This is a genomic window from Sphingobium aquiterrae (assembly GCF_037154135.1).
In the GTDB taxonomy this organism is placed as follows: Bacteria; Pseudomonadota; Alphaproteobacteria; order Sphingomonadales; family Sphingomonadaceae; genus Sphingobium; species Sphingobium aquiterrae.
Genome location: NZ_JBANFL010000022.1, coordinates 1 through 23269 on the forward strand (window position 1 = coordinate 1; position 23269 = coordinate 23269).

Consider the following 23269-nt stretch of genomic DNA (forward strand, 5'->3'; position numbering starts at 1 on the left):
ATCAACGTTCCGCCATCCTGACAGGGGGTCCCTTTTGCGCGCCGATAAGGGGTCCCGTTTGCACGCCGATTGACACCGCAGGGATACGAGACCAATCAGTCATGACGGGCCTCCCTGCCGGTGGGGGTAGGACGGGATTTTAACGGAATGCTGCCTGCATCCGGCAAATTTTTACTCGGCGCGAATTTCCCGAATAGGTCCGAACATGTTGATGTTTGCGACCTTCTGCCGCTTTCGGTTACACTGCTGCTGTTCACGGTGATACTCCGGCGGCAGGACATGGTAGACGCCCGGTCCTGCCGCTATTCATGAGGAAAAGATCAGGCGGCGATCCGCTCGCTGGTGCTGTATCGCGCCCCGGTCGCCAGCCATGCCAGCACGTCGCGTTCAGCATACCGGACGATTCGGGTTCCGGGCGGAGCGAAATGGCGAAGGGGAATGCCGCGCCCTCGGTAGCCTTCGAGGGTATCGACCGATACGCCGATAAGCTTGGCGCATTCCTTGGGATCGAGGGGACGCCCTTTGGGCGTATAATTGAACAGCTCGCAAAGCTGCTCGAAAGAGAGATCAGACATGCACGCAACTCCGGTGCGTTCTGCCAATGGCAGTTTCGTCATGCCTCCGAGTTTTGTGTCGTCACCTGCCCCAGTCAGCTTCGGGGGTGTCCGGGGCCTAGGGGGCTTTCACCCTTGCGCCTCACCGGCTTGCGTCTCTGGGATTTTCCTCGTGGGCACGCCCCAGCGCGGCGCCGTCACCCGTGAGTGACGGTGAAAACCTTATGCTACCGGCAGTCAGTCGCGCAAGCTCTTATTTTTGCTTGATAAGCACATGCTTAGGTCGCGAGGTGGACACCTTATAACAGGGCCGTGTGAGTGCGATCGGCACCCCGCCGCCCCTGCACTGGCGGCGCGCTGCGATCGGGGCTGCAACCCCGGCTGTAGCGGCCCCAGCCATGCGTCACCCGGCGGCGTGCAGGGGCACTACGTTCATACCATTCGCCTGCGCCGCTTGCTGCTCAATCCAGTCCGCAATGCGCTGGGTTTCCGGCTTGAGATATTGGAGGCGTGAGGTTTCGAGGTAGTGCTTTGCCGTGACCGAGCCATTGGGAATGTGATTCGTCAGCAACTCAATCTTCGTGAAATCCACGGCGCAGTTGGCAACGCCGATGGTGATGTAGGTCCGGCGCAGATCGTGGTTCATGATCTTCGTCCCGGCGACCTCGCTGATCTTCCGGCGCGTGTCGCGCGGGTCGATAATATGGCCCGACTTGCTCCACGACGCAAAAACATGCGGGTTGCCCTGAACCCGTGCCCGCGACTCCAGCAGCGCGACCGCCTGTGACGACAACGGGAGCCACACGGGATTGCGGTTCTTCGGGTCCGGCAGGTGGAACCATCCCTCTTCCAGATTAACCTGATCCCATGTCAGGGACGCCGCTTCCTTGAGGCGGCAGCCGGTGAGGAGCAGGAACATCGACAGATCGATGGCAGCAAGCGTTTCCCGGTTGTGCGTCTCGCCTCGCCATTGCTCCAGAGCGTTCCACACCGCACCGATCTTGGCATCGGGCACGCGGCTGGTACGCGGCTTCAACCGAATCCAATCGTCCTTGAGCGCGCTGACCGGATTGTGCGTGATGACGGGCAACCCGTCCGACCGCCTATAGCGGCGGCTGGCGAAGTTAATTAGGGCACGCAGAACGGCAAACGCCTGATTTGCTTGGCCCGGAGCACCTACCTTGCCGCGCAGGCCCTTCGTCAGCATCTCGCGATACCGCTTCCGCACATCGTCTTCGGTGATGGAGGCGATGGGTTTGGACAGCCACGCTTCAAAGGTAGTGGTGACATGGCGCTCGATCACGTCCGCGCTCGAACCCTTGAGCTTGCCTGGTCGATCCTTGTAGGCGTCTGCCACATCGCGGAGTGTCACCGCCACGGCGGCGTCGTGCTTCTTGGCATCGCGCGGATCGATCCCCTCGCGCATGTCCTGCAACAGCTTCTGTGCCCGCTTGCGCGCCGCGTCCTCGGTGTAGGTGCCAAACGCGCCGATGGTGAACTGGATCGACTTACCGGCGACCCGGCCCATGACAATGAACACCCGGCGCGGCAGCTTGCCCGGTTCGATTGGCGGAGCGACCCGCAACCCGTAGCCCTTAACCGTCTCATCCCAGTGGACCTGATACCCTTTCTCCGGCGCTCGGACCTTGTCGATAAACGCCTTGGTGAGCTTCACCATATGACCTCCTTTTAGCGCATTTCTAGCACGCGGCACTGTGCTACGACGTGCTGTCACGAGCTTGCAAGGGGGTTATATTATTGATTCATAAGGCATTTTAAGGCATCTGCGTGCAGCTACGAGTTACTGCCGGGTCAAGTGTCCCAAACTTGAAAACCGCCGTGGGTGCAAGCTCACCGTGGGTTCGAATCCCACCCTGTCCGCCAGTTCGATCTTCCCCCTATCGTGGCGCAGCAATCCGGCCCGAAGCGGGATTGCGGCATCATGGGCCGTAAGTGCAGCAAGTCACGGCGGATTTTCTCCGGACCCCAGATTGCGGACCGCTCACAATTCTGACAGCTTCCAGAAACGATTCCCGGTATCGCATATTGCGGCATCCGATCGGAATCCTCGCCTGAGGCCGGATTGAACACGCGGATGAACGACGCCCCGACATACGTCTTCAAACCGCATGAGCGGCCAACGCTGCCCGGATCGCCCGCCAATCCCGACCATCCCCAATCGCGCCGGATGGGCTATTTCGCGATCGGCAGCCTGATCGGCATCACCGGCGGACTGGGCAATGCGCTTGTCACGGTGAACCTCAATTTCGCGCAGGGAACGCTGGGGCTCTATACGAATGAAAGCGCGTGGCTGACCGCCGCCTATTTCATGACCAATGTGACGGCCAATCTGCTGCTGGTGAAATATCGCCAGCAATTCGGCCTGCAATCCTTCGTCCGATATGCGCTTGGCACCTATGCGCTGACCACGCTGCTCCATCTTTTCCTGCACGGCTTCTGGACGTCCGTCCTGGTGCGGGCGATGAGCGGCATCTCCGCCAGCGGCCTGTCGACGCTTACCATCCTCTATTTCATGCAGGGCATGTCCGCGCCCCGGCGCCTTGCCGGCGTCATGATGGGCATTGCCATCCCCCAGCTGGCGACGCCCCTGGCCAGGGCGATCTCGCCCCGCCTGCTCGATTGGGGGGACTGGCACATGCTCTATTGGTTCGAGCTTGGCATGGCGCTTCTCAGCCTTGGCGCCGTGATGACGCTGCCCCTGCCGCCGAGCGACCGCGAAAAAGTCTTCGAACCGCTCGATTTCCTGACATTCTGCCTGTTGGCGCCCGGTCTCTGGCTGCTGATCGCGGTGCTTTCCGAAGGGCGGATCGAGTGGTGGACCGAGCGCGCATGGATGGGATACGCCCTGGCCGCCAGCGTCGCGCTGATCGCGACCGCCCTGATTGTCGAGCATCTGCGGGCAAATCCGCTGATCAACACCCGCTGGCTGGGCCGGCGCGAAGTGCTGCGGCTGATGCTGGTCGCCGCTTCGGTGCGCATCCTGTTGTCCGAGCAGGCCTTTGGATCGGTCGGCCTGTTGACCGTGCTCGGCATGCTGAACGACCAGATGGTCGTCCTCAACCTCATCATCGTGGCGGCGTCGCTGCTCGGCCTTGCGGTCGCGGTGCTGACATTCAGGCCGGACAATGTCTCCCGCCCCATCACCGTCGCGGTCATCCTGATCGCGGTGGGGGCGTTCATGGATGCGGACACCACCAACCTCACGCGGCCCAGCAGCTTCTATCTGAGCCAGGCGATCATCGGCTTTGCCTCCCTGCTGTTTCTCGCGCAGGCGATGGTGATCGGTATTGCGCGCACGCTGCTCGCCGGCAGCAGGCATTTCATCAGCTTCGTCGTGCTGTTTTCGATCAGCCAGTCCATGGGCGGGCTCGCCGGCAACGCCTTGCTGGGCAGCTTCCAGACGGTGCGCGAGAAATTCCATTCGCACGAAATCGTCCAGTCGATCATGATGACCGACCCCCTTGTCGCGGCCCGCATAAGGGGCGGCGCGGTCCTTTATGGCGGCACGATATCCGATCCCGTGCTGCGGAGCGCCGCTGGCGCGGGGACGCTGGCGCAGCAGGTCGCGCGCGAGGCGAATATTCTCGCCTTCAACGACGTGTTCTTGCTGGTTGGCGTGCTGGCCGTCCTGGCCGCGCTATGGGGTTTTGCCATTCGCTGGTCGATCTGGCGGCGCGGCGAGATTTCGCCGATCCTCCTCCTCCAGCAGAAATTGATGCAAGCAGCAGCGCAAACGCCAGAATCGAAGACCAAGGGGCAATAGCATGAACGACAAGGCGACGCCGCAGGAAGAGAGTGCGCTACAGCAGCAGGCGGCGACCACGGCCGAGGCCGATCCGCAGGTCGATCCCTCCCCTTCGGGATGGCGGCCGCCCGCCAAGAACCGGACGACCGTTGTCGCCATCGGCGTGCTCGCCGTGATTGCCGTGCTGGCGATCCTCTATGCCTGGCGGCTGCCACCCTTTGCCGGGCTGAAGGAAGCGACCGACAATGCCTATGTGCGCGGCCGGGTGACGATCATCAGCCCGCAGGTCAGCGGCTATGTGACGACGGTTCCGGCTCAGGATTTCGCAGAGGTGAAGGCCGGGCAGATTCTCGCGACGATCGACGACCGGATTTATCGCGCGCGCGTGGCGCAGGCGCAGGCCAATGTCGCGGCGCAGGAGGCGGCGCTGGCCAACTCGACACAGGCCCAGCGATCGCGCGAGACCGCGACGCAGAGCCAGGACGCAGCGATCGCCACCGCCCGCGCCCAGTTGGAGCGCGCGCGCGCCGACATGCGCCGCGCCGATGCGCTCGTCGCCGATGGTTCCATCTCCGCCCGCGAGCATGACCAGACCAGGGCGGCGCTGCTGGCCAGCGTCGCGGCTGTGCATCAGGCCGAGGCAGGGCGTGCAATCGGTACGCAGGATGTGCGGACGGTCATCGTCGGCCGCTCCGGGCTGGAGGCAGCGGTCGCGGCGGCCAAGGCCCAGCTTCGGCTGGCCCAGATCGATCTCGACAACACCGTGATCCGCGCGCCGGTGGATGGGCAGCTTTCCGAGATCGGGGTGCGCAACGGGGCCTATGTGACGCCGGGCACGCAGCTGCTGTTCCTGGTGCCGCACGATGTGTGGGTGATCGCCAATTTCAAGGAAGCGCAGACCCACGACATGCGCATCGGCCAGCCGGTTTCGTTCCGGGTCGACGCCCTTGGAAATGCCAGGCTGCATGGCCGCATCCAGAATCTCGCGCCGGCCGCGGGTTCCGAATTCGCCGTCATCAAATCGGACAATGCCACCGGCAATTTCGTGAAGGTGGCCCAGCGTATTGCGGTGCGGATCGGGATCGACCCCGGCCAGTCCGTGGCGCGGCGCCTGCGCCCGGGCATGTCGGTCGAAGTGTCGATCAACACGCGCGCGGCGGGCGACGAATGAGCGTGCGGGGCGCCAGCTTGTCGCTGATCGTCATGCTGGCCGGATGCGCCGGCCCGGCGGTGAAGACGGAGAAGATCACGGCGGTGCAGCCTGCCCCGGGCTGGCGCACGCCGATCCAGAACAGCGCGCCCATCGACGCGCAATGGTGGCAGGGCTTCGGCGATCCGGTGCTCGCCGGCCTGGTCGAGAAAGCGCTGGCCCATAATCGCGACATCGCGATTGCCGCGGCAAGGGTGCGGGAGGCGCAGGCCAATGTGCGGCTAGCGCGATCGCAGCTGCTTCCCACGCTCGATGCCGGGGCCGGGGCCGGGCGATCGCGTTCGGTATCGGCATTCGGCACGCCGCTGGAGCAGAACTTCGCCCAGCCCCAGCTTCAGACGGCTTATGAGATCGACCTGTTCGGCCGGCTGGCGGATTCGACATCTGCCGCCCGCAGCGCCTATCTCGCCAGCGAGGCCGCGCGCGACACCGTGCGGCTGGCCATAACCAGTGCAACCGCCAGCCAGTATATCAGCCTTCTGGGGCTCGACGCCCGGCTGGAGATCGCGCGCAAGACGCTGGCGGCAAGGGCCGATTCTCTCCGCATCGCCACGTCCCGCGATCAGGCCGGCTATGCGCCCAAGCTGGAATTGCGGCAGGCGCAGGTGGAATATGACGCGGCGGCCCAGATCATCCCGCAGATCGAAGGCGCGATCGCCCGGACGGAAGACAGCCTCAGCCAGTTGACCGGCGACGTGCCCGGCGCAATCGCGCGTGGCGCCAGGCTGGACGCGCTGGCCACGCCATCCATACCGGACGGCCTGCCATCGCAACTGCTCGATCGCCGCCCCGACATCGCGCAGGCGGCGAACCAGCTGGCGGCGGCCGACGCATCCCTTTCGGCCGCCCGCAAACGCTTTCTGCCACAGATCCGCCTGACGGGATCGGCCGGCGCGGCCTTCTCGTCGGCGCTGGTCGATCCGATCACCATCTGGTCGATCGGCGGCAGCATCCTTGCCCCGCTGTTCGAGGGCGGGCGGTTGCGGGCGCAGGCCGACGTCGCGGCATCGCAACGCGACCAGGCGGCGCTCGCCTATCAGCGCACGGTGCTGACCAGTTTCCGCGAGGTCGAGGATGCCCTGACCACCGTGACGCACCTCGATGCGCAGATGACGCTGGCGCGGCATCAGCGCGACACGCTTGTGGATACATTGCGGCTGGCGACCAATCGCTACCGCGAGGGCTATTCAGCCTATCTGGAACAGCTGGACGCGCAGCGCGGCCTGCTCAATGCCGAGCTTGTGCTGGCCGGCCTCCAGACGGATGTCCTGACGGCGCGGGTGCAACTCTATCAGGCGATGGGCGGGGGATGGAGCGCGGCTTCGCAAGCCGCCGCCACACAGCGCTGAGGACCGTCGATCTTGTCGCACTTCATCTGACCGCCGGCTTGCGCCGGAACGCAAGATCAGTGGTTCCGGCGACTCACGACATTCCGGATGGCGGTGAAGGCGAGGCAGGCCAGAACGATGCTGCCGGAGGTGTAGAGCAGCCATTCCCGGTCTCCGGGTTTGAAATGCGGCTTGCCTGCCGGCCATTCTCCCCGCGAAGCGCCGCCGCCACCGCCCCAGCTGCCTTCGGGAGGGCGCATATCGAGCATCAGACGCACTCCCCGCCAGCGCGCCAAAAACGGCCGATGGCCAGCGCGCCCGTCAACATCTCTCTCCGGTTCATATTCTGTGCTCCCAAGAGAACATCCCTCTTTTTGACATAAGAGCGCGCTACAGGCCAGCAGCTTTGCATTGGACCATGGTCGCGCGCGGTGCCGCGCGACGGCGAAGGCCCTTGCCCTGCCCGCTCCGGACATCAGAGCATGATCCGATCAGATTGGATCGGATCATGCTCTCTTTGTCTTTTATTTCCCGCATTTTCCGGGTCGTCAGGTGTTTCCACCTGACTTGAAAATGCTCTAGGGAAACGCGGTCGCATCGCGCGTGCCGGGGGCAAGGTCTTGATCCGTTCACGATTTGGAACATTCCGTGGGCTGGTACGCCTCGCGCTCTCCTATCCGCAACAGCATCTGGTGCGCGGCGCCGTCCTTCCGCCAGCGCGGGAGGCTGTCACCCGGCTGGTGTTCGTCTGTCACGGGAATATCTGCCGCAGCGCCTTTGCCGATGTGGTTGCGCAGCGCAGCGGCCTGCGCACAGCGTCTTTCGGCCTGTCGACCTCCAGCGGCAAGGCGGCGCACGGCCCGGCCATGGCGGCTGCCTGCTTGCTGGGCCATGATCTTGCCGCGCATCGCACGACCCGCGTCGAAGATTATACGCCTGCGCCGGGCGACCTGCTGCTGGCCATGGAGGTGCGGCAACTGGTGCGGCTTGCCAACGACCCCCGCCTGTCCCACCTGCCGCGGATGCTGCTGGGGGGCTGGGCGCAGCCGCCCTTCCCGCACCTGCACGACCCCTATGAGCTGAGCCCGGCCTATATGGCGACCTGCCTGCGCCGGATCGAAAGCGCGGTGCTCAACCTTGCCGAGGCATTCCCCGGCGCGCGGCTTTCCTGAGCATCAATCCGACATCCGAGAAAAACGGCGCCGGATCGCGAAGGCTCCAGACATAATAGCGGCTGCGCGGGTCCAGGAAACCGAGCATGTAGCGGGCCAGATCGCGGAGCGGGCGCCGACGGAAGAAGGGATCGGCAATGCGGCCGGGCCGGAAGAGCGTGCGCAGCAATCGCCGCGTCTCGGGCACCATATAGCGGGCCTGCAGGCCGGCGCGCGGCGGCGGGGCGGGATCGCAGGGGCCGTCCTGCATCGCCCGCCGCCACAATTCCCACGCGAAATGGGCGCCGCAATGACTGGCGAGCGGCAGGCTGCCCCAGAAGCGGCCATTCACTTCCATCAGCCAATAGGTGCCGGTCGCCTCGTCGAGGCGATATTCGACCATGGCCGGCCCTTCCCAGCCGATCGCCCGGAGCAGCGCGACCGATTTGTCCATCTGCGTCCGGTGGCGGGCAAGCGGCTCGGCCCGGCAGAGCGTGGAGGTACCGCCTTCTGGGGGCCATTCATGCAGCCGGCGATGCTGGAACAGCAGTGTCGGTTCGCCACCGGCCATATGGATCATCTGCCCCAGCCCGACGCCGGGGCAATAGCGCTGCACCAACGGCCAGACGCCCAGCGGCGCATAGCGGGCGAGGATTGCGCGCAGTTGCTGGGCATCCGTCGCGAATTCGGCCTTCACAAAGGGGATGCCAAGCGCATCCAGCCTGTCCATCACCGCCGGCGGATCGGGCCATTTGAGCACGACGGGATAGCTGAGCGTCGCGGCGCGCGCAGGATGATCCTGACCGGACAGGGGGAGCCAGCTTTCCGGCACCGAGAGACCAAGGCTGTCCGCTACCTCCAGGGTCCGGCTCTTGTCGAGCACAAGGCCGAGCGGCCCCGCGCGCGGCGTCAGGATCTTACACCCCGCCACGACCTCCGGCATTGCGGCCAGCGCCAGCAGGTCCCCTTCCGATATCGCGACGAGCGCCCCCGCCCCTGTCTCTGCAATGCGCCCGGGCAGCCAGTCGGCAAGGGCGCGCCCTTCCGGCCTCATCGAGAAGGATGCACAATAGCGGGAGGCGCGCCCGATGGCGTCAGGGCTCCGGCCGATGCCATGCACATGCAGGCCATGGGCGCCCAGTTCACGCACCACGGTCAGGCCGATGGGGGTGTCCACGCCAAGGACGATGACGTTCCTGCGATCCGTCATGCCGGCTTCAACCGATGTTCGTAGCGCCATGTCGCGACCGCCTGCGCCGCGATCCGCAATGCGGTGCGCGCACGGCTGGGGCCAAGCCGCGCGCCCTCCATGCGGCGATCGGCCAATGCCGGGTCCAGATCGCCAAAGCCGGCGGTCTTCAACCCGGGATGCGCGGCGATATGGGCGCATAATGCCTCGAACCGGCGGATCACCGCCCGGTTGGGCCGCTGCCGGTCGCGCGAAAGCATCTCGAAACTGTGCGTCACGATGACGAAGGTTGCTACGCCGGTCGCCGCCGCATGGTCGAGCGCGGCGCGCATCTCCCGGGCGGACATGGCGCAGACCTGCGCGGGGCGGAAACCGCCGGGACGGTCCTCGATCCCCGACACGGGCAGTTCGATGATGCCAAGCCGGCGGGTCGCCGCCATGATCCCGGCATCCACCCCGATGGCGCAACCGCGGCCAAGATAGGCGGGATTGACACTGCTGTCCCATGCGATGCCGAGGGAAGCCAGCGCGCGCAGGCTGTCGTCATTGGCGCCATAATTGCCTGCGCGAAAGGCGCTGGGCGTCGGCGCGCCCGCCTGCACCAGCAGATCGTGGGCCAGGCGCAGCAACAGGGTCTGGTCCGCCAGCGAGAAATCGGCAAGGTTACGGCCCCGCCGGCCGCCAACCGGAGAAGGCGCCGCCCATTCCAGCCATTCGGTGTGGATGTGCAACTGCACCTCATGCCCCCGCGCGACGATCGGCCGGACGATGTCTTCCAGCCATGCCGGGCCATGGGCCAGCGCGGGCATCGGATCGACGAAGAATATGCCTTTCAGGCCATGGCGTTCCAGAAGGTCCATCTGCCAGCCGATCCCCCAGGCACCGCCCTTCGCCCTGCCCCCGATCGAGCTGTCGACATTGGCCCGCGCGGAAGCACCTCGCGCCTGCAAGGCCGCCGAAAGCTCGGTGTCGATGGTGATGAGGACGCTGGTCAAGCCTCTACGCTCCGCAGGATCATGCGGCCGACATAGGGGGGAGAAGTTAAGGTTCGCTGATCCCGCCGCTTGCCACGCACGTTCCGGCATTGCGGCATGATCGCTTAATGCCTGATTCATGTCGAATAAGCATGGGATGCCGCGCATGACGGCGCTACCGTCGCCGCCATGATGGATTGCGCGAAGACATGACCCCTATAGCATTGCTTGCCGTTGCCGCTGCATCCGCCCAGCCCGCGCCCCAGCCGGCAAGGCCCACCTATATGTTCGAAACCGGTACGTCGCTGCTGCAGAAGTGCGAAAACAAGGCGCCGGAATATGCCCTTGCCTGCACGGCGTACATCGTGGGCGCCATAGATGGCATCCGTAAGGATATCTTCATCGGCAGGGCGCAGGCCAATTGCTGGCCGGGGCAGGTCGGGGCGGAAAAGGTGCGCGGTGTCGTGATCGCCTATCTCCGCAAATATCCCGACCAGCGGCGCATGCCTGCCTCCGTGATCGTCAGCATCGCGATGAACGACGCGTTTCCCTGCAATAAATGACGGGCGCCGGGACGGTGTAGCGGCTCCACGCTTTTGCGACTATCTGCTGGCCAAAGAAAATGCCGGCGACGGCATCCCCTCTTCAGGAAAGGATGCCATCGCCGGCCATGATCTGATCCGTTCGCCCCCCAAATCAGGTCCGGACAGGCCGCGAGCCTGTCGAAGGACTGTCCTTCCCTTTCGAAGAAAAGAACAAGGCTTCGACAGGCTCAGCCCGAACGGGAACAGGCGATCCGCATATCTCGCATGATCCGCCCTAAAAGGCCGCGCGCGCCTTACGCACTCTAGATATGCAGCGGCCGTCCATAGGCGGCCAGCACCGATTCGTGCATCGCTTCGGAAATGGTCGGGTGCGGGAAGACCGTGCCCATCAGTTCCGCCTCGGTCGTCTCCAGCGTCTTGCCGATGGTATAGCCCTGGATCATCTCGGTCACTTCGGCGCCGACCATATGCGCTCCCAGCAGTTCGCCGGTCTTTGCGTCGAACACGGTCTTGATGAAGCCCTCGACCTCTCCCATCGCAATCGCCTTGCCATTGCCGATGAAGGGGAACTTGCCGACCTTCACGTCGTAGCCGGCTTCCTTCGCCTTCGCTTCGGTCAGGCCGACGGAGGCCACCTGCGGCCGCGAATAGGTGCAACCCGGAATGTTGAGCACGTCCATTTCATGCGGATGCTGGCCGGCCATCGCCTCGACGCAGATCACGCCTTCATGCATCGCCTTGTGCGCCAGCCACGGACCGGCGGTGACGTCGCCGATGGCAAAGATGCCGTCGACATTGGTGCGGCCATAGCCGTCGACCTTCACATGGCCGCGCTGGTCGAGCGCGACGCCAAGCGCTTCAAGGCCGATATTCTCAAGGTTGGGCACGATGCCGACCGCCACGATCACATGGCTGAAATCGAGCACGCTTTCCTTGCCGTCCTTGTCCTTGATCGTGGCCTTCACGCCCTCGCCCGCCGTATCGATCTTCGACACGCCGGCCCTGGTCATGATCTTGAGGCCGAATTTGGTCAGCTGCTTCTCCATGAAGCTGCTGACTTCGGCGTCTTCGACCGGAAGGATGCGGTCCAGCATTTCCACGATGGTCACATCCACGCCCAGGTCCGAATAGAAGCTGGCGAATTCGAGGCCGATCGCGCCCGAGCCGATAACGAGCAGCTTCTTGGGCATTTCGGCGGGGACCAGAGCGTGGCGGTAGGTCCAGATCTTGTTGCCGTCCGCCTTGGCGAAGGGCAGGTCGCGGGCGCGGGCACCGGTTGCGACGATGATGTTCTTCGCCGCAAGGTCGGTGGTCTTGCCGTCCTTCTCCACCGACAGCTTGCCCTTGCCGGTCAGCGTGCCGACGCCTTCATAGACGGCGATCTTGTGCTTCTTCATGAGGCCGCCGACGCCCTTGTTCAGCTGATCGGCAACGCCGCGCGAGCGCTTCACCACCGCCGCCAGATCGAAGGCGGGCTTTTCCACCGACAGGCCGTAGGCGCTGGCGTGGGTCATGTAATGATAGATTTCGGAGGAACGCAGCAGCGCCTTGGTGGGGATGCACCCCCAGTTGAGGCAGATGCCGCCCAGCTTCTCGCGTTCAACGATGGCAACCTTCATGCCCAGCTGCGATGCGCGGATCGCCGCCACATAGCCGCCGGGGCCGGAGCCGAGAACGATAAGGTCGAATGTGTCAGCCATGGTCTAAACTCATCCCTGGAATGAAAAAGAAGGATCAGGCCGCCGCCTCTGGCAAGGGCGGCACCGAACGGGGCCTGCGATCTTCGGCAATCGCCACGAAGGTGAAGGTCGCCTGCGTCACACGATAGGATTGATCGTCATGCCGGGCACGCCGCCATGCCTCCACGCCGATGCGCATGGATGTGCGGCCGACGCCGACAAGCGAGGCGAACACCGACACCTCGTCGCCAACCACGACAGGGCGCAGGAATTCCATGCCCTCCACCGCGATCGTCACCGCCCGCCCCTTGGAATGGCGGGCAGCGACCGATCCGGCGGCCGAATCCATCAGGCTCATCAGCCAACCGCCGAAGATGTCGCCATAGGGATTGGTGTCGGCGGGCATGGCGATGACGCGCACGGCAGGGTCGACCTGCGGTGGCGCCTCGTCGTTCTGGCTCATCAGGCCAGCATACCCAGCGGATTTTCCACCAGTGCCTGGAATGCCTGCATCAGTTGCGCACCGACGGCGCCATCGATGGCCCGGTGGTCGAAGCTGCCGGTCGCCGTCATCACCGTGGCGATGGCAATCGCGTCATTCACCACATGCGGGCGCTTGTCCCCCGCGCCGACGGCTAGGATCATGCCCTGGGGCGGGTTGATGACCGCATCGAACTGCTTGATGCCGAACATGCCGAGGTTGGAGATCGACGCGGTGCCGCCCTGATATTCCTCGGGCGCCAGCTTGCCGTCGCGGGCGCGCGCCGCCAGATCCTTGGCTTCCGTCGCGATCTTCGAGAGCGCCTTGCCGCCGACATCGGTGATGACCGGGGTGATGAGGCCGCCGGGGATCGCCACCGCCATGCTGATGTCCGCACGCCCGAATTTGATCAGCGTGTCACCGCCGAACTGGACATTGGCGTCGGGCACCTGCGTCAGCGCGACGCCCAGCGCCTTGATCAGCAGATCGTTGACGGACAGCTTGATGCCGCGCCCCGCCAGACCGGCGTTCAGCTCGCCGCGCAGCTTCAGCAGGCGGTCGAGGTTGCAGTCCAGCGTCAGGTAGAAATGCGGGACATTCTGTTTCGATTCGGTCAGGCGACGCGCGATCGTCTTGCGCATGTTGCTGAGCTTGATGCTTTCCGACGGGATGCCGGCGGGCGCCGCAACAGATGCCGGTGCGGCAACCGAGACTGGCGCTGGAGCCGGCGCTGCGGCGGTGGATGCCGCGGGCGCTGCGCCCTCCAGGTCGGCCTTCACGATGCGGCCATTGGGGCCGCTGCCCTTGACCGACGCGAGGCTCAGGCCCTTCTGCTCGGCGATACGCCGGGCGAGCGGGCTGGCCGAAACCCGGTCTCCACCCGCTGGCGCGGCAGGAGCCGAGACAGGCGCTGCGGCAGGCGTCGCAGCCGGAGCAGCTTCGGCCTTGGCCGGAACCACTGCGGCCGCAACCTCCGCCTTCGGGGCGGCGGCTTGCGCGGGCGCGGCCTGGACGGCGCCGGCATCCTCGCCTTCAGCGGCAAGAATGGCGATAACGGTACCAACCTTCACATTTTCGGCGCCCTCGGGCACCATGATCCTTGCGATCGTACCTTCATCGACGGCTTCGAATTCCATCGTCGCCTTGTCGGTTTCTATTTCCGCCAAGAGGTCGCCGGATTTTACCTCGTCGCCTTCCTTGACCAGCCATTTGGCCAATGTGCCCGTTTCCATAGTGGGCGAGAGGGCGGGCATCTGGATATTGATCGCCATGATGGGTGCAGCTCTTTCATGATGATGATCGGGAGAGAACGCCGCCTTAGTTGACGCTTTGCCGCGCCCGGTCAAGGGTGTGGCTTGTGTCAGATCGGACTTTGCCTCACATTTCGCGAAAGAAAAGGCAGGCGCGCGACATGCGGACATATCTGGTAGTGGTGGATGAGACGCGGGAGGCGGAAACCGCATTGCGCTTTGCCGCGCGGCGGGCCGCCAAGACCGGCGGCGCCGTGCATATCCTGGCACTCGTACCGCCATCCGAATTCGTCCAGTGGGGCGGGGTTCAGGCGACCATCGAGGAGGAAGCGCGCCAGCGCGCCGAAGCCCTGGTAACGGGCGCAGCGGGCGCTTTGACGGAGGTTTCCGGCGGCGCCCGGCCGATCATCACCGTGCGCCAGGGGGAGGCCGTGCCGGTGGTGCGCGCGGTGCTGGACGAATATAGCAATATCGCCGCGCTCGTGCTCGGCGCGGCCGCGATCGGCGCGCCCGGGCCGCTGGTCAGCCATTTCGCCGGTGCGGAGGCCGGACAGCTCCCCTGCCCGATCATGGTGATTCCCGGCTCGCTCAGCAATGAGGCGATCGACCGCCTCAGCTGAGACAAGCGTCGACAAGCGCCCTATTTCCTGTGCTTGCCGCGCGGATTGCCACTGTGGCGGATGTTCGCCGGGCGTCCGCGCCGCTGCAGGGGCCGGGGGCGCTTGCCATCGTGCCGCATGGGCAGATGGCTGGCCCCTTCGGGCAACTCGAACCGCAACGCACCGTTGATCGGGTCCGCTTCCACCAGCCGCAGCGGCAGATGCTGGCCCACCGTATAGCGATCGCCGCTATGCGTGCCTTCCAGCGCGCGCCCGGCTTCGTCGAAATAGAAGCGTTCGGCGCCCAGCGTCGATACCGGCACCAGCCCGTCGCCGCCCAGGCCGTCCACCGTCGCGAAGAAGCCGAAATTCTGGACGCCGGTGATGCGGCATTCCACGACCTCGCCGACACGCGTCGCCAGGAAAGCGGCGACATAACGGTCGATCGTCTCGCGCTCCGCCTCCATGGCGCGGCGCTCATGCCGGCTGATGAGTTCGCCAACCTTGCCCATATTGGCGAAATCTTCGCCGCTGAGCGATGACTTCTCCGGGATATCCTTATGCTTGGGCGCGGGCATTTCCAGCCCATGGGCGCCGACCAGCGCGCGATGGACCAGAAGGTCGGAATAGCGCCGGATCGGCGAGGTGAAATGCGCATAGCTGCCCAGCGACAGCCCGAAATGCCCGGCATTTTGCGGGCCGTAATAGGCCTGCGTCTGGCTGCGCAAGATCTGCTCCATGATGAGCGCGCGCGATTCGTGCCCGGCCAGCTTGTCGATCAGGCGATTGAAGGTCGCCGGCTTGATCACCTGGCCCAGCGCGAATTCGATATCGAAGGTCTTGAGATATTCCTTGAGCGCGACCAGCTTCTCCCGGCTCGGCGGCTCGTGGATGCGGTACATGACCGGCGCCTTGCGGGCCTCCAGCGCCTTTGCCGCCGCGACATTGGCGGCGATCATATAATCCTCGATCAACCGATGCGCATCCAGCCGTTCGCGCACCGCGACGCTGACGATCCGCCCGGCATCGTCCAGCACCACCCGCCGTTCGGGCAGGTCGAGATCGAGCGGCGCGCGCGCATCCCGTGCCTTGGCCAGCGCCGCCCAGCAGGCCCAGAGCGGCTTGAGCGCCGCTTCCAGCAGGTCGTTCGGCTCGGCGCCGTCAATCGCCGCCTGGGCGCGCTCATAGGGGATGTTCGCCGCAACACGGATCAATGCGCGGGTGAAGCGCCAGTTCGTCACCCTGCCATGCGCATCGATGACCAGATGGCAGGCCATCGCCGCCCGGTCCTCGTCGGCGCGTAGCGAGCACATGTCGGACGACAGCTGGTGCGGCAGCATCGGGACGACACGGTCAGGGAAATAGACGCTGTTGCCCCGCTTGCGCGCTTCCCGATCGAGCGACCCGCCCGGCCGCACATAATGGCTGACATCGGCAATCGCGACGATGGCGCGGAAGCCGCCGGGGTTGGCCGGATCGTCATCCGCCGCCGCCCACACCGCATCGTCGAAATCGCGCGCGTCGACCGGATCGATGGCGACGATGGGCAGATGGCGCAGGTCCTCGCGCTTGGCCTCGTCCAGCGGCAGGCGCGCGACCAGCGCCGCTTCCTCTTCCGCGCTGTCGGGAAAGGCGAAGGGGATGCCATATTTATGGATGGCGATCAGGCTGAAGCTGCGCGGCGCAAAGGGATCGCCCAATATGTCGGTGACGCGCGCCGAAATGCGCGGCGGCCTCCCCGTGGCCTCCGCCAATACCAGATCGCCCGGCTGCGCCTCGCCCAGGTCGCTGATCGGCGTATCCTTGCGGGTGCGCTTGTCGACGGGGCGGAGCCAGGGCTTGCCACCCTCCCCATTCTCCACCACGCCCAGCAACAGCTCCGCGCCCTTGGCCAGGCGCTTCATCGGGTGCGCGACCCAGCCCCTGCCCGCTTCCTCCGTGCGGGCGAGGATGCGGTCGCCCACCGTCATCGCGCCCATCCGGCTGCCACGCTCGATCACGCGCAGGCGGGGGGCGGGAATGCCCTCGGCCTCCCATCGTTCCGGCACGGCGATCAACGTGCTGCCGTCGACATCGGCGATGCGCAGCACCGTCACCTTGGGGATGCCGCCCATCTTGTGGAAAGCGCGGGCCGGGCCGATATCCAGCAGGCCCTCGTCCGCCATGTCCTTGAGCAGCGCCTTGAGCGCGATCTTCTCCTGCCCTTTCAGGCCGAATGCCTTGGCGATCTCGCGCTTGCCGGCCGGCGTTTCGGAGGTCGTGATGAACTCCATGATCTGCTCACGCGTCGGGAAGCCGGCGGGCTTCACCTTTGCGGGCTTTTGGCGATCGGGCGAGGGTTTCTTGGGAAGGGCCATGAAACTGCTATAGGCATGGCGACGCATGGTTGCGAGTCTCGCCTGTCACCGGCACAACGGCGGCGTGATCCATGACCTCATCATCATCGGCGGCGGCATCAACGGCTGCGCGATTGCGCGGGAGGCGGCGATCAACGGCCTGTCGGTGCTGCTGGTCGAGCGGGACGATATCGCGTCGCACACCTCCTCGGCCTCCACCGGCCTTATCCATGGCGGCCTGCGCTATCTGGAATATCGCGAATTCCGGCTGGTGCGCGAAGCGCTGCAGGAGCGGGAGCGGCTGTTGCACGCCGCGCCGCACCTGATCGCGCCGATGCGTTTCGTGCTGCCGCATGAGCACAGCATAAGGCCCTGGTGGCTGGTGCGGCTGGGGCTGCTGCTATACGACCGGCTGGGCGGCAGGATCAGCCTCCCCCGCTCGCGCGGGCTGCGCCGGGACGACAGCGCCTATCGCGCGCCGCTCCGGCATCGGGGCAAGGGTTTCGTCTATTCCGACTGCCGGGTGGACGATGCCCGGCTCACCCTGGCGAATGCGCTGGATGCTGCGCAGCATGGCGCGGCGATCCGCACCCGGACGGCGGCGATTGCTGCGCAGCGATCCGGTGCAACATGGCAGGTCGCATTATCGGACGGTACGCAGGAGAGCGGCCGCGCGCTCGTCAACGCCGCCGGGCCATGGGTTGCCGAGACGCTGGGGCTGATCGGCGTGCAAAGCCGCAGCGGCGTCCGCCTGATCCGGGGGAGCCATATCATCGTGCCGCGCCTGTATGAAGGCGACCACGCCTATATGCTGCAGCAGCCCGACAGGCGCATCGTCTTCGCCCTTCCCTATCAGCGTCGCTGGACCGTCATCGGCACGACCGACATCGCCGTCGACCGGCCGGAGGATGCCGGCATTTCCCCCGCCGAGACGGCCTATCTGTGCGCCGCGGCCTCATCCGCCTTCACGACAGCCGTCACGCCCACCGATATCATCGCAAGCTATAGCGGTGTACGATCGCTCTATGACGATGGCGCATCGGAAAGCCGGGCCGTGACGCGAGACTATGTGCTGGAACTGGACCGGGATGGCCCGCCCGCCCTCTCCGTCTTCGGCGGCAAGATCACGACGGCGCGCCATCTGGCGGAGACGGCGTTCGACCGGCTTGCGCCAGCCATGGGATGGATGCGCGGGAAAAGCTCGCGGGGGCTCGCCTTTCCCGGCGGGGATATTGCCGACTTCGCCGCATTCCTGGCGGATGTCGCACACCGCTGGCCCTTTCTTGGCGCAGAACGCGCGCTGCGCATGGCCCGCGCCTATGGCACCATGTTGCACGCTATGCTCGCTCAGGTCGCCAGCGAAGCGCAGATGGGCATGGCCTTCGGGGCCGGCTTCACGGAAATCGAGGCGCACTGGATGCACGAACGGGAATTCGCCCTGACCGCCCAGGACTGCCTGATGCGGCGCAGCAAGCTCGGCCTCGCCATGACCGACAAGGAACGCGCCGCCTTCCGGCACTGGTGGAACGACGCCTATCTTTCCACGCAGCCGGCATAGGCTGAATGGCGATCCGGCCTAGTAGGACCGGCCGACCAATACCCGTTCCACCGCAGCATCCCCGGTGAAGACGCAGGCGCCATCCGCCGCCGCCGCATCCATCGGCACGTTGCGCAGCGTCAGCTTCTCGCCCTTAAGCCACGTGACCACCTTGTCCAGCGCCTCGCCCGTCGGCTTGCTCCACTGCACTTCCGCCCAGCCGGGCTTGGGGCCGGCATCGAAATGCGCCTTCAGCGCATCGAGCGACGCGATGCCGCGTGTGATGTTGCTGTCCAACCGCGCACGGGCGTCTTCATGCAGGCTGCGCTGGATGTCCTCCAGCATGGACACGGCGCGGGCGATGAATTCCCCGCGCGGCAGGATGGCGCTGTCGAGCTTGCCCTCGGCCGTATAGAGCCGGTCGCGGCGCAGAACGGACACATTGCCCGCAGCCAGATCGCGTCCGCCGACTTCGACGATGATCGGCGCGCCCTTCTTCACCCAGCCCCAGCGCTTGGTCGCGGCCTTGGCCGGCTTGCGATCGAGATGCGCACGCACGGGCTCGCGGAAAGCGTCGAAGCTGTTCAGTTCGACCGTGATCTCGGCGCAATAGGCCAGGATCGCCTCGTCATCCGGCGTGTCGCGCAGCATGGGCACGATCACGATCTGGTGCGGCGCGATGCGCGGCGGCGCGCGCAGGCCATCGTCGTCGCCATGCACCATGATGACGCCGCCGATCATGCGGGTGGAAACGCCCCAGCTGGTCGTCTGCGCCAGTTCCTGCTGGCCTTCGCTGTTCTGGAAGCGGATGTTCTGCGCGCTGGAGAAGGTCGTGCCCAGGAAATGCGAGGTGCCGGCCTGCAGCGCCTTGCCGTCCTGCATCATCGCCTCGATCGAATAGGTCGCGACGGCGCCGGGGAAGCGCTCATTCTCCGGCTTCTCGCCGGCGACGACGGGCAGCGCCAGGCAATCCTCGGCAAAGCTGCGATAGACTTCCAATATCTTCAGCGTCTCTTCACGCGCTTCCGCCTCGGTGGCATGGGCGGTGTGCCCTTCCTGCCAGAGGAATTCGGTGGTGCGCAGGAACATGCGGGTGCGCATTTCCCAGCGGACGACATTGGCCCACTGGTTGATGAGGACCGGCAGGTCGCGCCAGCTCTGCACCCAGCGGGAAAAGGCGGCGCCGATCACCGTTTCGGATGTCGGGCGAACGACCAGCGGCTCTTCCAGCTTCGCCTCCGGGTCCGGCACCAGCTTGCCGTCCTGCTGGATCAGCCGGTGATGGGTGACGACCGCCATTTCCTTGGCAAAGCCGTCCACATGCTCGGCTTCCTTCTCGAAATAGGAGAGCGGGATGAACAGCGGGAAATAGCAGTTCTCATGCCCCGTCGCCTTGATCTGCTCATCCAGCAGCTTCTGGATGCGTTCCCAGATGCCATAGCCCCAGGGACGGATGACCATGCAGCCGCGCACGCCCGATTCCTCCGCCAGATCGGCCTCGCTGACGACAGCCTGATACCAGGCGGCGAAATCCTGTTCGCGGGTGACGGAAAGTGCGTGTTTCACGGGATATGATGACCTGAATCTGATGCGATGGAAGCCGCCGCAATAGGCGAAGGCCGCACCCCAAGTCGAGCCCGGATGCGGCCTTTCCCTGTCGCTATCGCGCGAAACGGCGGCAGCGCGCGGACATGCCGCGCGTAAATCCGCACAATCGGCCTATTCTACGAGCTTCTCGATCTTGGCGTTCAACGATGCGAGCTGCGCCTTGAGCTGGGCGATCTCATCGTCCTTGTTGTCGGCGGCGGGTGCGGGCGTCGACGCGCCGGGGATGGGCATGCCGGGGATCGGCATGCCGCCCTTGAACGCGCTGGCCGCCGCTTCGAACATCTGCAGGTTGCGCTTGGCCATTTCGGCCAGTGGACCGCCGGCAAAGGCGCCCTGCATCGCTTCCTGGAACTGCTTCTGGTTCTTGCGAAACGCCTCCATCGAGGCTTCCAGATATTGCGGCACCATCGACTGCATCGAATCGCCATACATGGAGATCAGCTGGCGCAGGAAGTTGACCGGCAGCATGTTCTTGCCGCGCTGTTCCTCCTCCATGATGATCTGCGTCAGGACATTGTGGGTGATGTCGTCATTCGTCTTGGCATCGACGACCACGAATTCCCGGCCCTCGCGCGTCATCTGGGACAGCAGGTCCAGCGTGATGTACGTCGATGTTTCGGTATTGTAGAGCCGCCTGTTGGCGTACTTCTTGATGATCACGGGTTCCGAATCGTTACCGGACTTTGCCTTCGCCATATTACAAGCTCCCACCCCACATCCCGTTTGGATAACCCAATGCCTGCCGCACTGCAACATGGGCCTCGCCCACTTCCGCTTTTCCTGAACATTTTATGGCGGGAGACGGAGGGCGATCCCGCGCTGCGGTTGCGTGCGATGGAGGGATTGCGGCGGTATCAGGGCGCTAACCGCCCGCCCCGGCCCCCGATGCCTGCTGCGTCCGCGCAGGTCGGCGCCACGAAATTGCTGCATTATGGATCAGTTAAAGAGGCGACAAACGACAATCGCCGCGCGCCCGTCCTGCTCGTTCCCTCGCTGGTCAATCCGCCATATGTGCTTGATCTGGCCGAGGGCCAGTCCCTGCTCCGCTTCCTGGCTCATGCCGGTCATGACCCATGGCTGATCAACTGGGGCACGCCGGCACAGGAGGATGCTGCGCTGACGCTGGCGCAGCATGTCGAGCAGCGGCTGCTCCCCCTGATCGCGAAACTGCCCGCGCCGCCGGTGATCGTCGGCTATTGCCTGGGGGGGATCATGGCGCTTGGCGCCGCGGCCATCGCCGCAGGGACGGTCGCCGTGGCGACGATTGCCGCGCCATGGGATTTCGGCCGGATGGACGACAGCGCACGCACGCAGGTCGCCAGTCTATGGGCGGAGGCCGCGCCGCTATGCCAGCGCCTGGGCTATGTACCGATGGAAGTGCTGCAATCGGGCTTCTGGAGCCTCGACCCTGCCCGGACGGTCCGGAAATATGCTGCGTTCGCAGACATGGTTCCAGGCTCCGCCGCCGAGCGCGCCTTTCTGGCGCTGGAAGACTGGGCCAATGCCGGGCCGCCCCTCACCTATGGCGCGGCAAGCGAGTTGTTCGAACAACTCTATGGCGCCAACAGCACGGGGCTTGGGACTTGGCAGGTCGCCGGCCGGCCGGTCCTGCCCGAAAGCCTCGCCTGCCCCACCCTTGCCATCAATTCTACGACGGACCGGATCGTCCCCGCCGCCACCGCGCCCATCCTCTCCGAGCAATGGTCGCTGGCGCAGGGGCATGTCGGGATGATCGTGGGAAGGCGGGCATCCGAAATGCTCTGGAATCCGTTGTCGCGGTGGCTGGCAAATCTGGGCGCCTGATGATAATGGCGGGCTGCCTTTCGCATCTGCGAAACTGATCTGGAGCCTCACATCATGACTGACATCGTCATCACCGCGGCCAAGCGTACCGCCGTCGGCAGCTTCATGGGCGCGTTTGGCAACACGCCTGCGCACGAACTGGGCCGTACCGCCATCCTCGCCGCGCTTGCACAGGCTGGCGTTGAACCGGGCGAAGTGGACGAAGTGATCCTTGGCCAGGTGCTCGGCGCCGGGCAGGGCCAGAATCCGGCGCGGCAGGCGGCTGTCAATGCCGGCATCCCCGTGGAGCGCACCGCCATCGGCATCAACCAGCTGTGCGGCTCCGGCCTGCGCGCGGTTGCCCTTGCCGCGCAGTCGATCGGCATGGGGGACACCCGGATCATGGTCGCGGGCGGTCAGGAAAGCATGTCGCTCGCGCCTCATGCGCAGATGCTGCGCGCTGGCGTGAAGATGGGCAATGTCTCGCTGGTGGACACGATGGTCCATGACGGCCTGACGGACGCCTTCAACAATTATCACATGGGCATCACCGCCGAAAATCTGGCGGAGCGTTACCAGATCACGCGTGAAGAACAGGATGTCTTCTCCGTCGCCAGCCAGAACAAGGCCGAGGCGGCGCGCGCCGCCGGCCGTTTCGCCGATGAGATCGCCCCCGTCACCGTCAAGGGGCGCAAGGGCGATACGATCGTAGATCAGGACGAATATATCCGCGTCGGCGCCACCATCGCGGCGATGCAGGGCCTGCGCCCGGCCTTCAAGAAGGACGGCACCGTAACGGCCGCCAATGCCAGCGGCGTCAATGACGGCGCGGCCGCCCTGGTGCTGATGAGCGCCGATGATGCCGCCCGGCGCGGCAGCAAGATCCTGGGCCGCATCGCGTCCTGGGCGACCTGCGGTGTCGACCCGGCCTATATGGGCATCGGCCCGGCCCCCGCTTCGCGCAAGGCGCTGGAAAAGGCCGGCTGGTCGCTGGCCGACCTCGACCTTATCGAAGCGAACGAGGCCTTTGCCGCGCAGGCGCTGTCGGTCGGCAAGGAATTGGGCTGGAATCCGGAGAAGGTGAATGTGAACGGCGGCGCCATCGCCATCGGCCACCCCATCGGTGCTTCGGGCGCCCGCGTGCTCACCACGCTGCTCTACGAGATGGAAAAGCGCGACGCGAAAAAGGGGCTTGCGACCCTGTGCATCGGCGGCGGCATGGGCATCGCCATGTGCATCGAACGCTGACACGCCAAAGGTGCCGGCCTGGGGAACATGCC

Annotated in this window: 20 protein-coding genes; 9 read left to right on the forward strand and 11 right to left on the reverse strand. The window is 65.3% G+C overall.

The window, feature by feature from the left end; genetic code table 11:
- Positions 1–320 precede the first annotated feature (320 nt).
- Together WFP78_RS19550 and WFP78_RS19555 are read right to left on the reverse strand one after the other, a co-directional pair.
- Positions 321–575, reverse strand: coding sequence for a helix-turn-helix transcriptional regulator (locus WFP78_RS19550; protein WP_336965975.1), 255 nt, complete (start codon positions 573–575; stop codon positions 321–323).
- Between the two features lie 382 nt (positions 576–957).
- Positions 958–2232 carry a tyrosine-type recombinase/integrase gene (locus WFP78_RS19555; protein ID WP_336965978.1) on the reverse strand — a complete coding sequence of 425 codons (1275 nt, stop codon included), beginning with the start codon at positions 2230–2232 and terminating at the stop codon, positions 958–960.
- Between the two features lie 417 nt (positions 2233–2649).
- On the opposite strand from WFP78_RS19555, the gene WFP78_RS19560 reads away from it, so the two are divergent.
- The 3 genes from WFP78_RS19560 to WFP78_RS19570 are packed head-to-tail and all read left to right on the forward strand — an operon-like array spanning position 2650 to position 6879.
- Entirely contained in the window at positions 2650–4338 is a 1689-nt protein-coding gene (locus WFP78_RS19560) for an MFS transporter (protein ID WP_336965979.1), read from the forward strand.
- A 1-nt stretch (position 4339) separates the two neighbouring features.
- Complete coding sequence (locus tag WFP78_RS19565; RefSeq protein WP_336965980.1) at positions 4340–5491, forward strand: HlyD family secretion protein; 1152 nt, start codon at positions 4340–4342, stop codon at positions 5489–5491.
- Entirely contained in the window at positions 5488–6879 is a 1392-nt protein-coding gene (locus tag WFP78_RS19570) for an efflux transporter outer membrane subunit (RefSeq protein ID WP_336965982.1), read from the forward strand. Before WFP78_RS19565 ends, WFP78_RS19570 begins: the two co-directional genes overlap by 4 nt.
- Positions 6880–6935: 56 nt before the next feature.
- Here WFP78_RS19570 and WFP78_RS19575 read toward each other — a convergent pair whose 3' ends face one another.
- Positions 6936–7127 carry a hypothetical protein gene (locus WFP78_RS19575; RefSeq protein ID WP_336965984.1) on the reverse strand — a complete coding sequence of 64 codons (192 nt, stop codon included), beginning with the start codon at positions 7125–7127 and terminating at the stop codon, positions 6936–6938.
- A 351-nt stretch (positions 7128–7478) separates the two neighbouring features.
- Between WFP78_RS19575 and WFP78_RS19580 the strand changes: the two genes are divergently transcribed.
- Positions 7479–8030 (forward strand): arsenate reductase/protein-tyrosine-phosphatase family protein, encoded by a 552-nt coding sequence (locus WFP78_RS19580; protein ID WP_336965986.1) that lies wholly within the window; start codon positions 7479–7481, stop codon positions 8028–8030.
- Here WFP78_RS19580 and WFP78_RS19585 read toward each other — a convergent pair.
- Positions 7990–9219, reverse strand: a complete 1230-nt coding sequence (locus WFP78_RS19585; RefSeq protein WP_336965988.1) for a carboxylate--amine ligase — start codon at positions 9217–9219, stop codon at positions 7990–7992. The genes WFP78_RS19580 and WFP78_RS19585 overlap by 41 nt on opposite strands.
- A complete protein-coding gene (locus WFP78_RS19590) occupies positions 9216–10193 on the reverse strand; it encodes a polysaccharide deacetylase family protein (protein ID WP_336965989.1) in 978 nt (325 codons plus the stop codon). Before WFP78_RS19590 ends, WFP78_RS19585 begins: the two co-directional genes overlap by 4 nt.
- A gap of 188 nt (positions 10194–10381) precedes the next feature.
- On the opposite strand from WFP78_RS19590, the gene WFP78_RS19595 reads away from it, so the two are divergent.
- Positions 10382–10735: a Rap1a/Tai family immunity protein gene (locus WFP78_RS19595; RefSeq protein ID WP_336965991.1), complete on the forward strand. Its 354-nt coding sequence runs from the start codon at positions 10382–10384 to the stop codon at positions 10733–10735.
- A 284-nt stretch (positions 10736–11019) separates the two neighbouring features.
- Here the strand turns inward: WFP78_RS19595 and lpdA are convergent, their stop codons facing one another.
- From lpdA to WFP78_RS19610, 3 genes are read right to left on the reverse strand one after another with little or no spacing between them, the layout of a single operon-like run.
- Positions 11020–12417 carry a dihydrolipoyl dehydrogenase gene (gene lpdA, locus WFP78_RS19600; protein WP_336965993.1) on the reverse strand — a complete coding sequence of 466 codons (1398 nt, stop codon included), beginning with the start codon at positions 12415–12417 and terminating at the stop codon, positions 11020–11022.
- Positions 12418–12451: 34 nt separating this feature from the next.
- A complete protein-coding gene (locus WFP78_RS19605; RefSeq protein WP_336965995.1) occupies positions 12452–12859 on the reverse strand; it encodes an acyl-CoA thioesterase in 408 nt (135 codons plus the stop codon).
- Positions 12859–14148 (reverse strand): pyruvate dehydrogenase complex dihydrolipoamide acetyltransferase, encoded by a 1290-nt coding sequence (locus tag WFP78_RS19610; protein ID WP_336965997.1) that lies wholly within the window; start codon positions 14146–14148, stop codon positions 12859–12861. Before WFP78_RS19610 ends, WFP78_RS19605 begins: the two co-directional genes overlap by 1 nt.
- A gap of 140 nt (positions 14149–14288) precedes the next feature.
- Here WFP78_RS19610 and WFP78_RS19615 point away from each other — a divergent pair, with 140 nt between their 5' ends.
- Positions 14289–14747, forward strand: a complete 459-nt coding sequence (locus WFP78_RS19615) for a universal stress protein (RefSeq protein ID WP_336965999.1) — start codon at positions 14289–14291, stop codon at positions 14745–14747.
- A 20-nt stretch (positions 14748–14767) separates the two neighbouring features.
- Here WFP78_RS19615 and rnr read toward each other — a convergent pair whose 3' ends face one another.
- Positions 14768–17083, reverse strand: a complete 2316-nt coding sequence (gene rnr, locus WFP78_RS19620; RefSeq protein WP_336966001.1) for a ribonuclease R — start codon at positions 17081–17083, stop codon at positions 14768–14770.
- Positions 17084–17108: 25 nt separating this feature from the next.
- On the opposite strand from rnr, the gene glpD reads away from it, so the two are divergent.
- Positions 17109–18620 carry a glycerol-3-phosphate dehydrogenase gene (glpD, locus tag WFP78_RS19625; RefSeq protein ID WP_336966003.1) on the forward strand — a complete coding sequence of 504 codons (1512 nt, stop codon included), beginning with the start codon at positions 17109–17111 and terminating at the stop codon, positions 18618–18620.
- Positions 18621–18638: 18 nt separating this feature from the next.
- Here glpD and proS read toward each other — a convergent pair whose 3' ends face one another.
- Positions 18639–20165 (reverse strand): proline--tRNA ligase, encoded by a 1527-nt coding sequence (gene proS, locus WFP78_RS19630; RefSeq protein ID WP_336966006.1) that lies wholly within the window; start codon positions 20163–20165, stop codon positions 18639–18641.
- A 153-nt stretch (positions 20166–20318) separates the two neighbouring features.
- Entirely contained in the window at positions 20319–20903 is a 585-nt protein-coding gene (gene phaR, locus WFP78_RS19635) for a polyhydroxyalkanoate synthesis repressor PhaR (RefSeq protein WP_336966008.1), read from the reverse strand.
- Between the two features lie 39 nt (positions 20904–20942).
- On the opposite strand from phaR, the gene WFP78_RS19640 reads away from it, so the two are divergent.
- Both WFP78_RS19640 and WFP78_RS19645 read left to right on the forward strand, forming a co-directional pair.
- Positions 20943–22010, forward strand: a complete 1068-nt coding sequence (locus tag WFP78_RS19640; RefSeq protein ID WP_419723004.1) for an alpha/beta hydrolase — start codon at positions 20943–20945, stop codon at positions 22008–22010.
- A gap of 54 nt (positions 22011–22064) precedes the next feature.
- On the forward strand, positions 22065–23237 hold the full coding sequence (locus WFP78_RS19645; protein ID WP_336966012.1) for an acetyl-CoA C-acetyltransferase: 1173 nt from the start codon (positions 22065–22067) through the stop codon (positions 23235–23237).
- Positions 23238–23269: the final 32 nt, after the last annotated feature.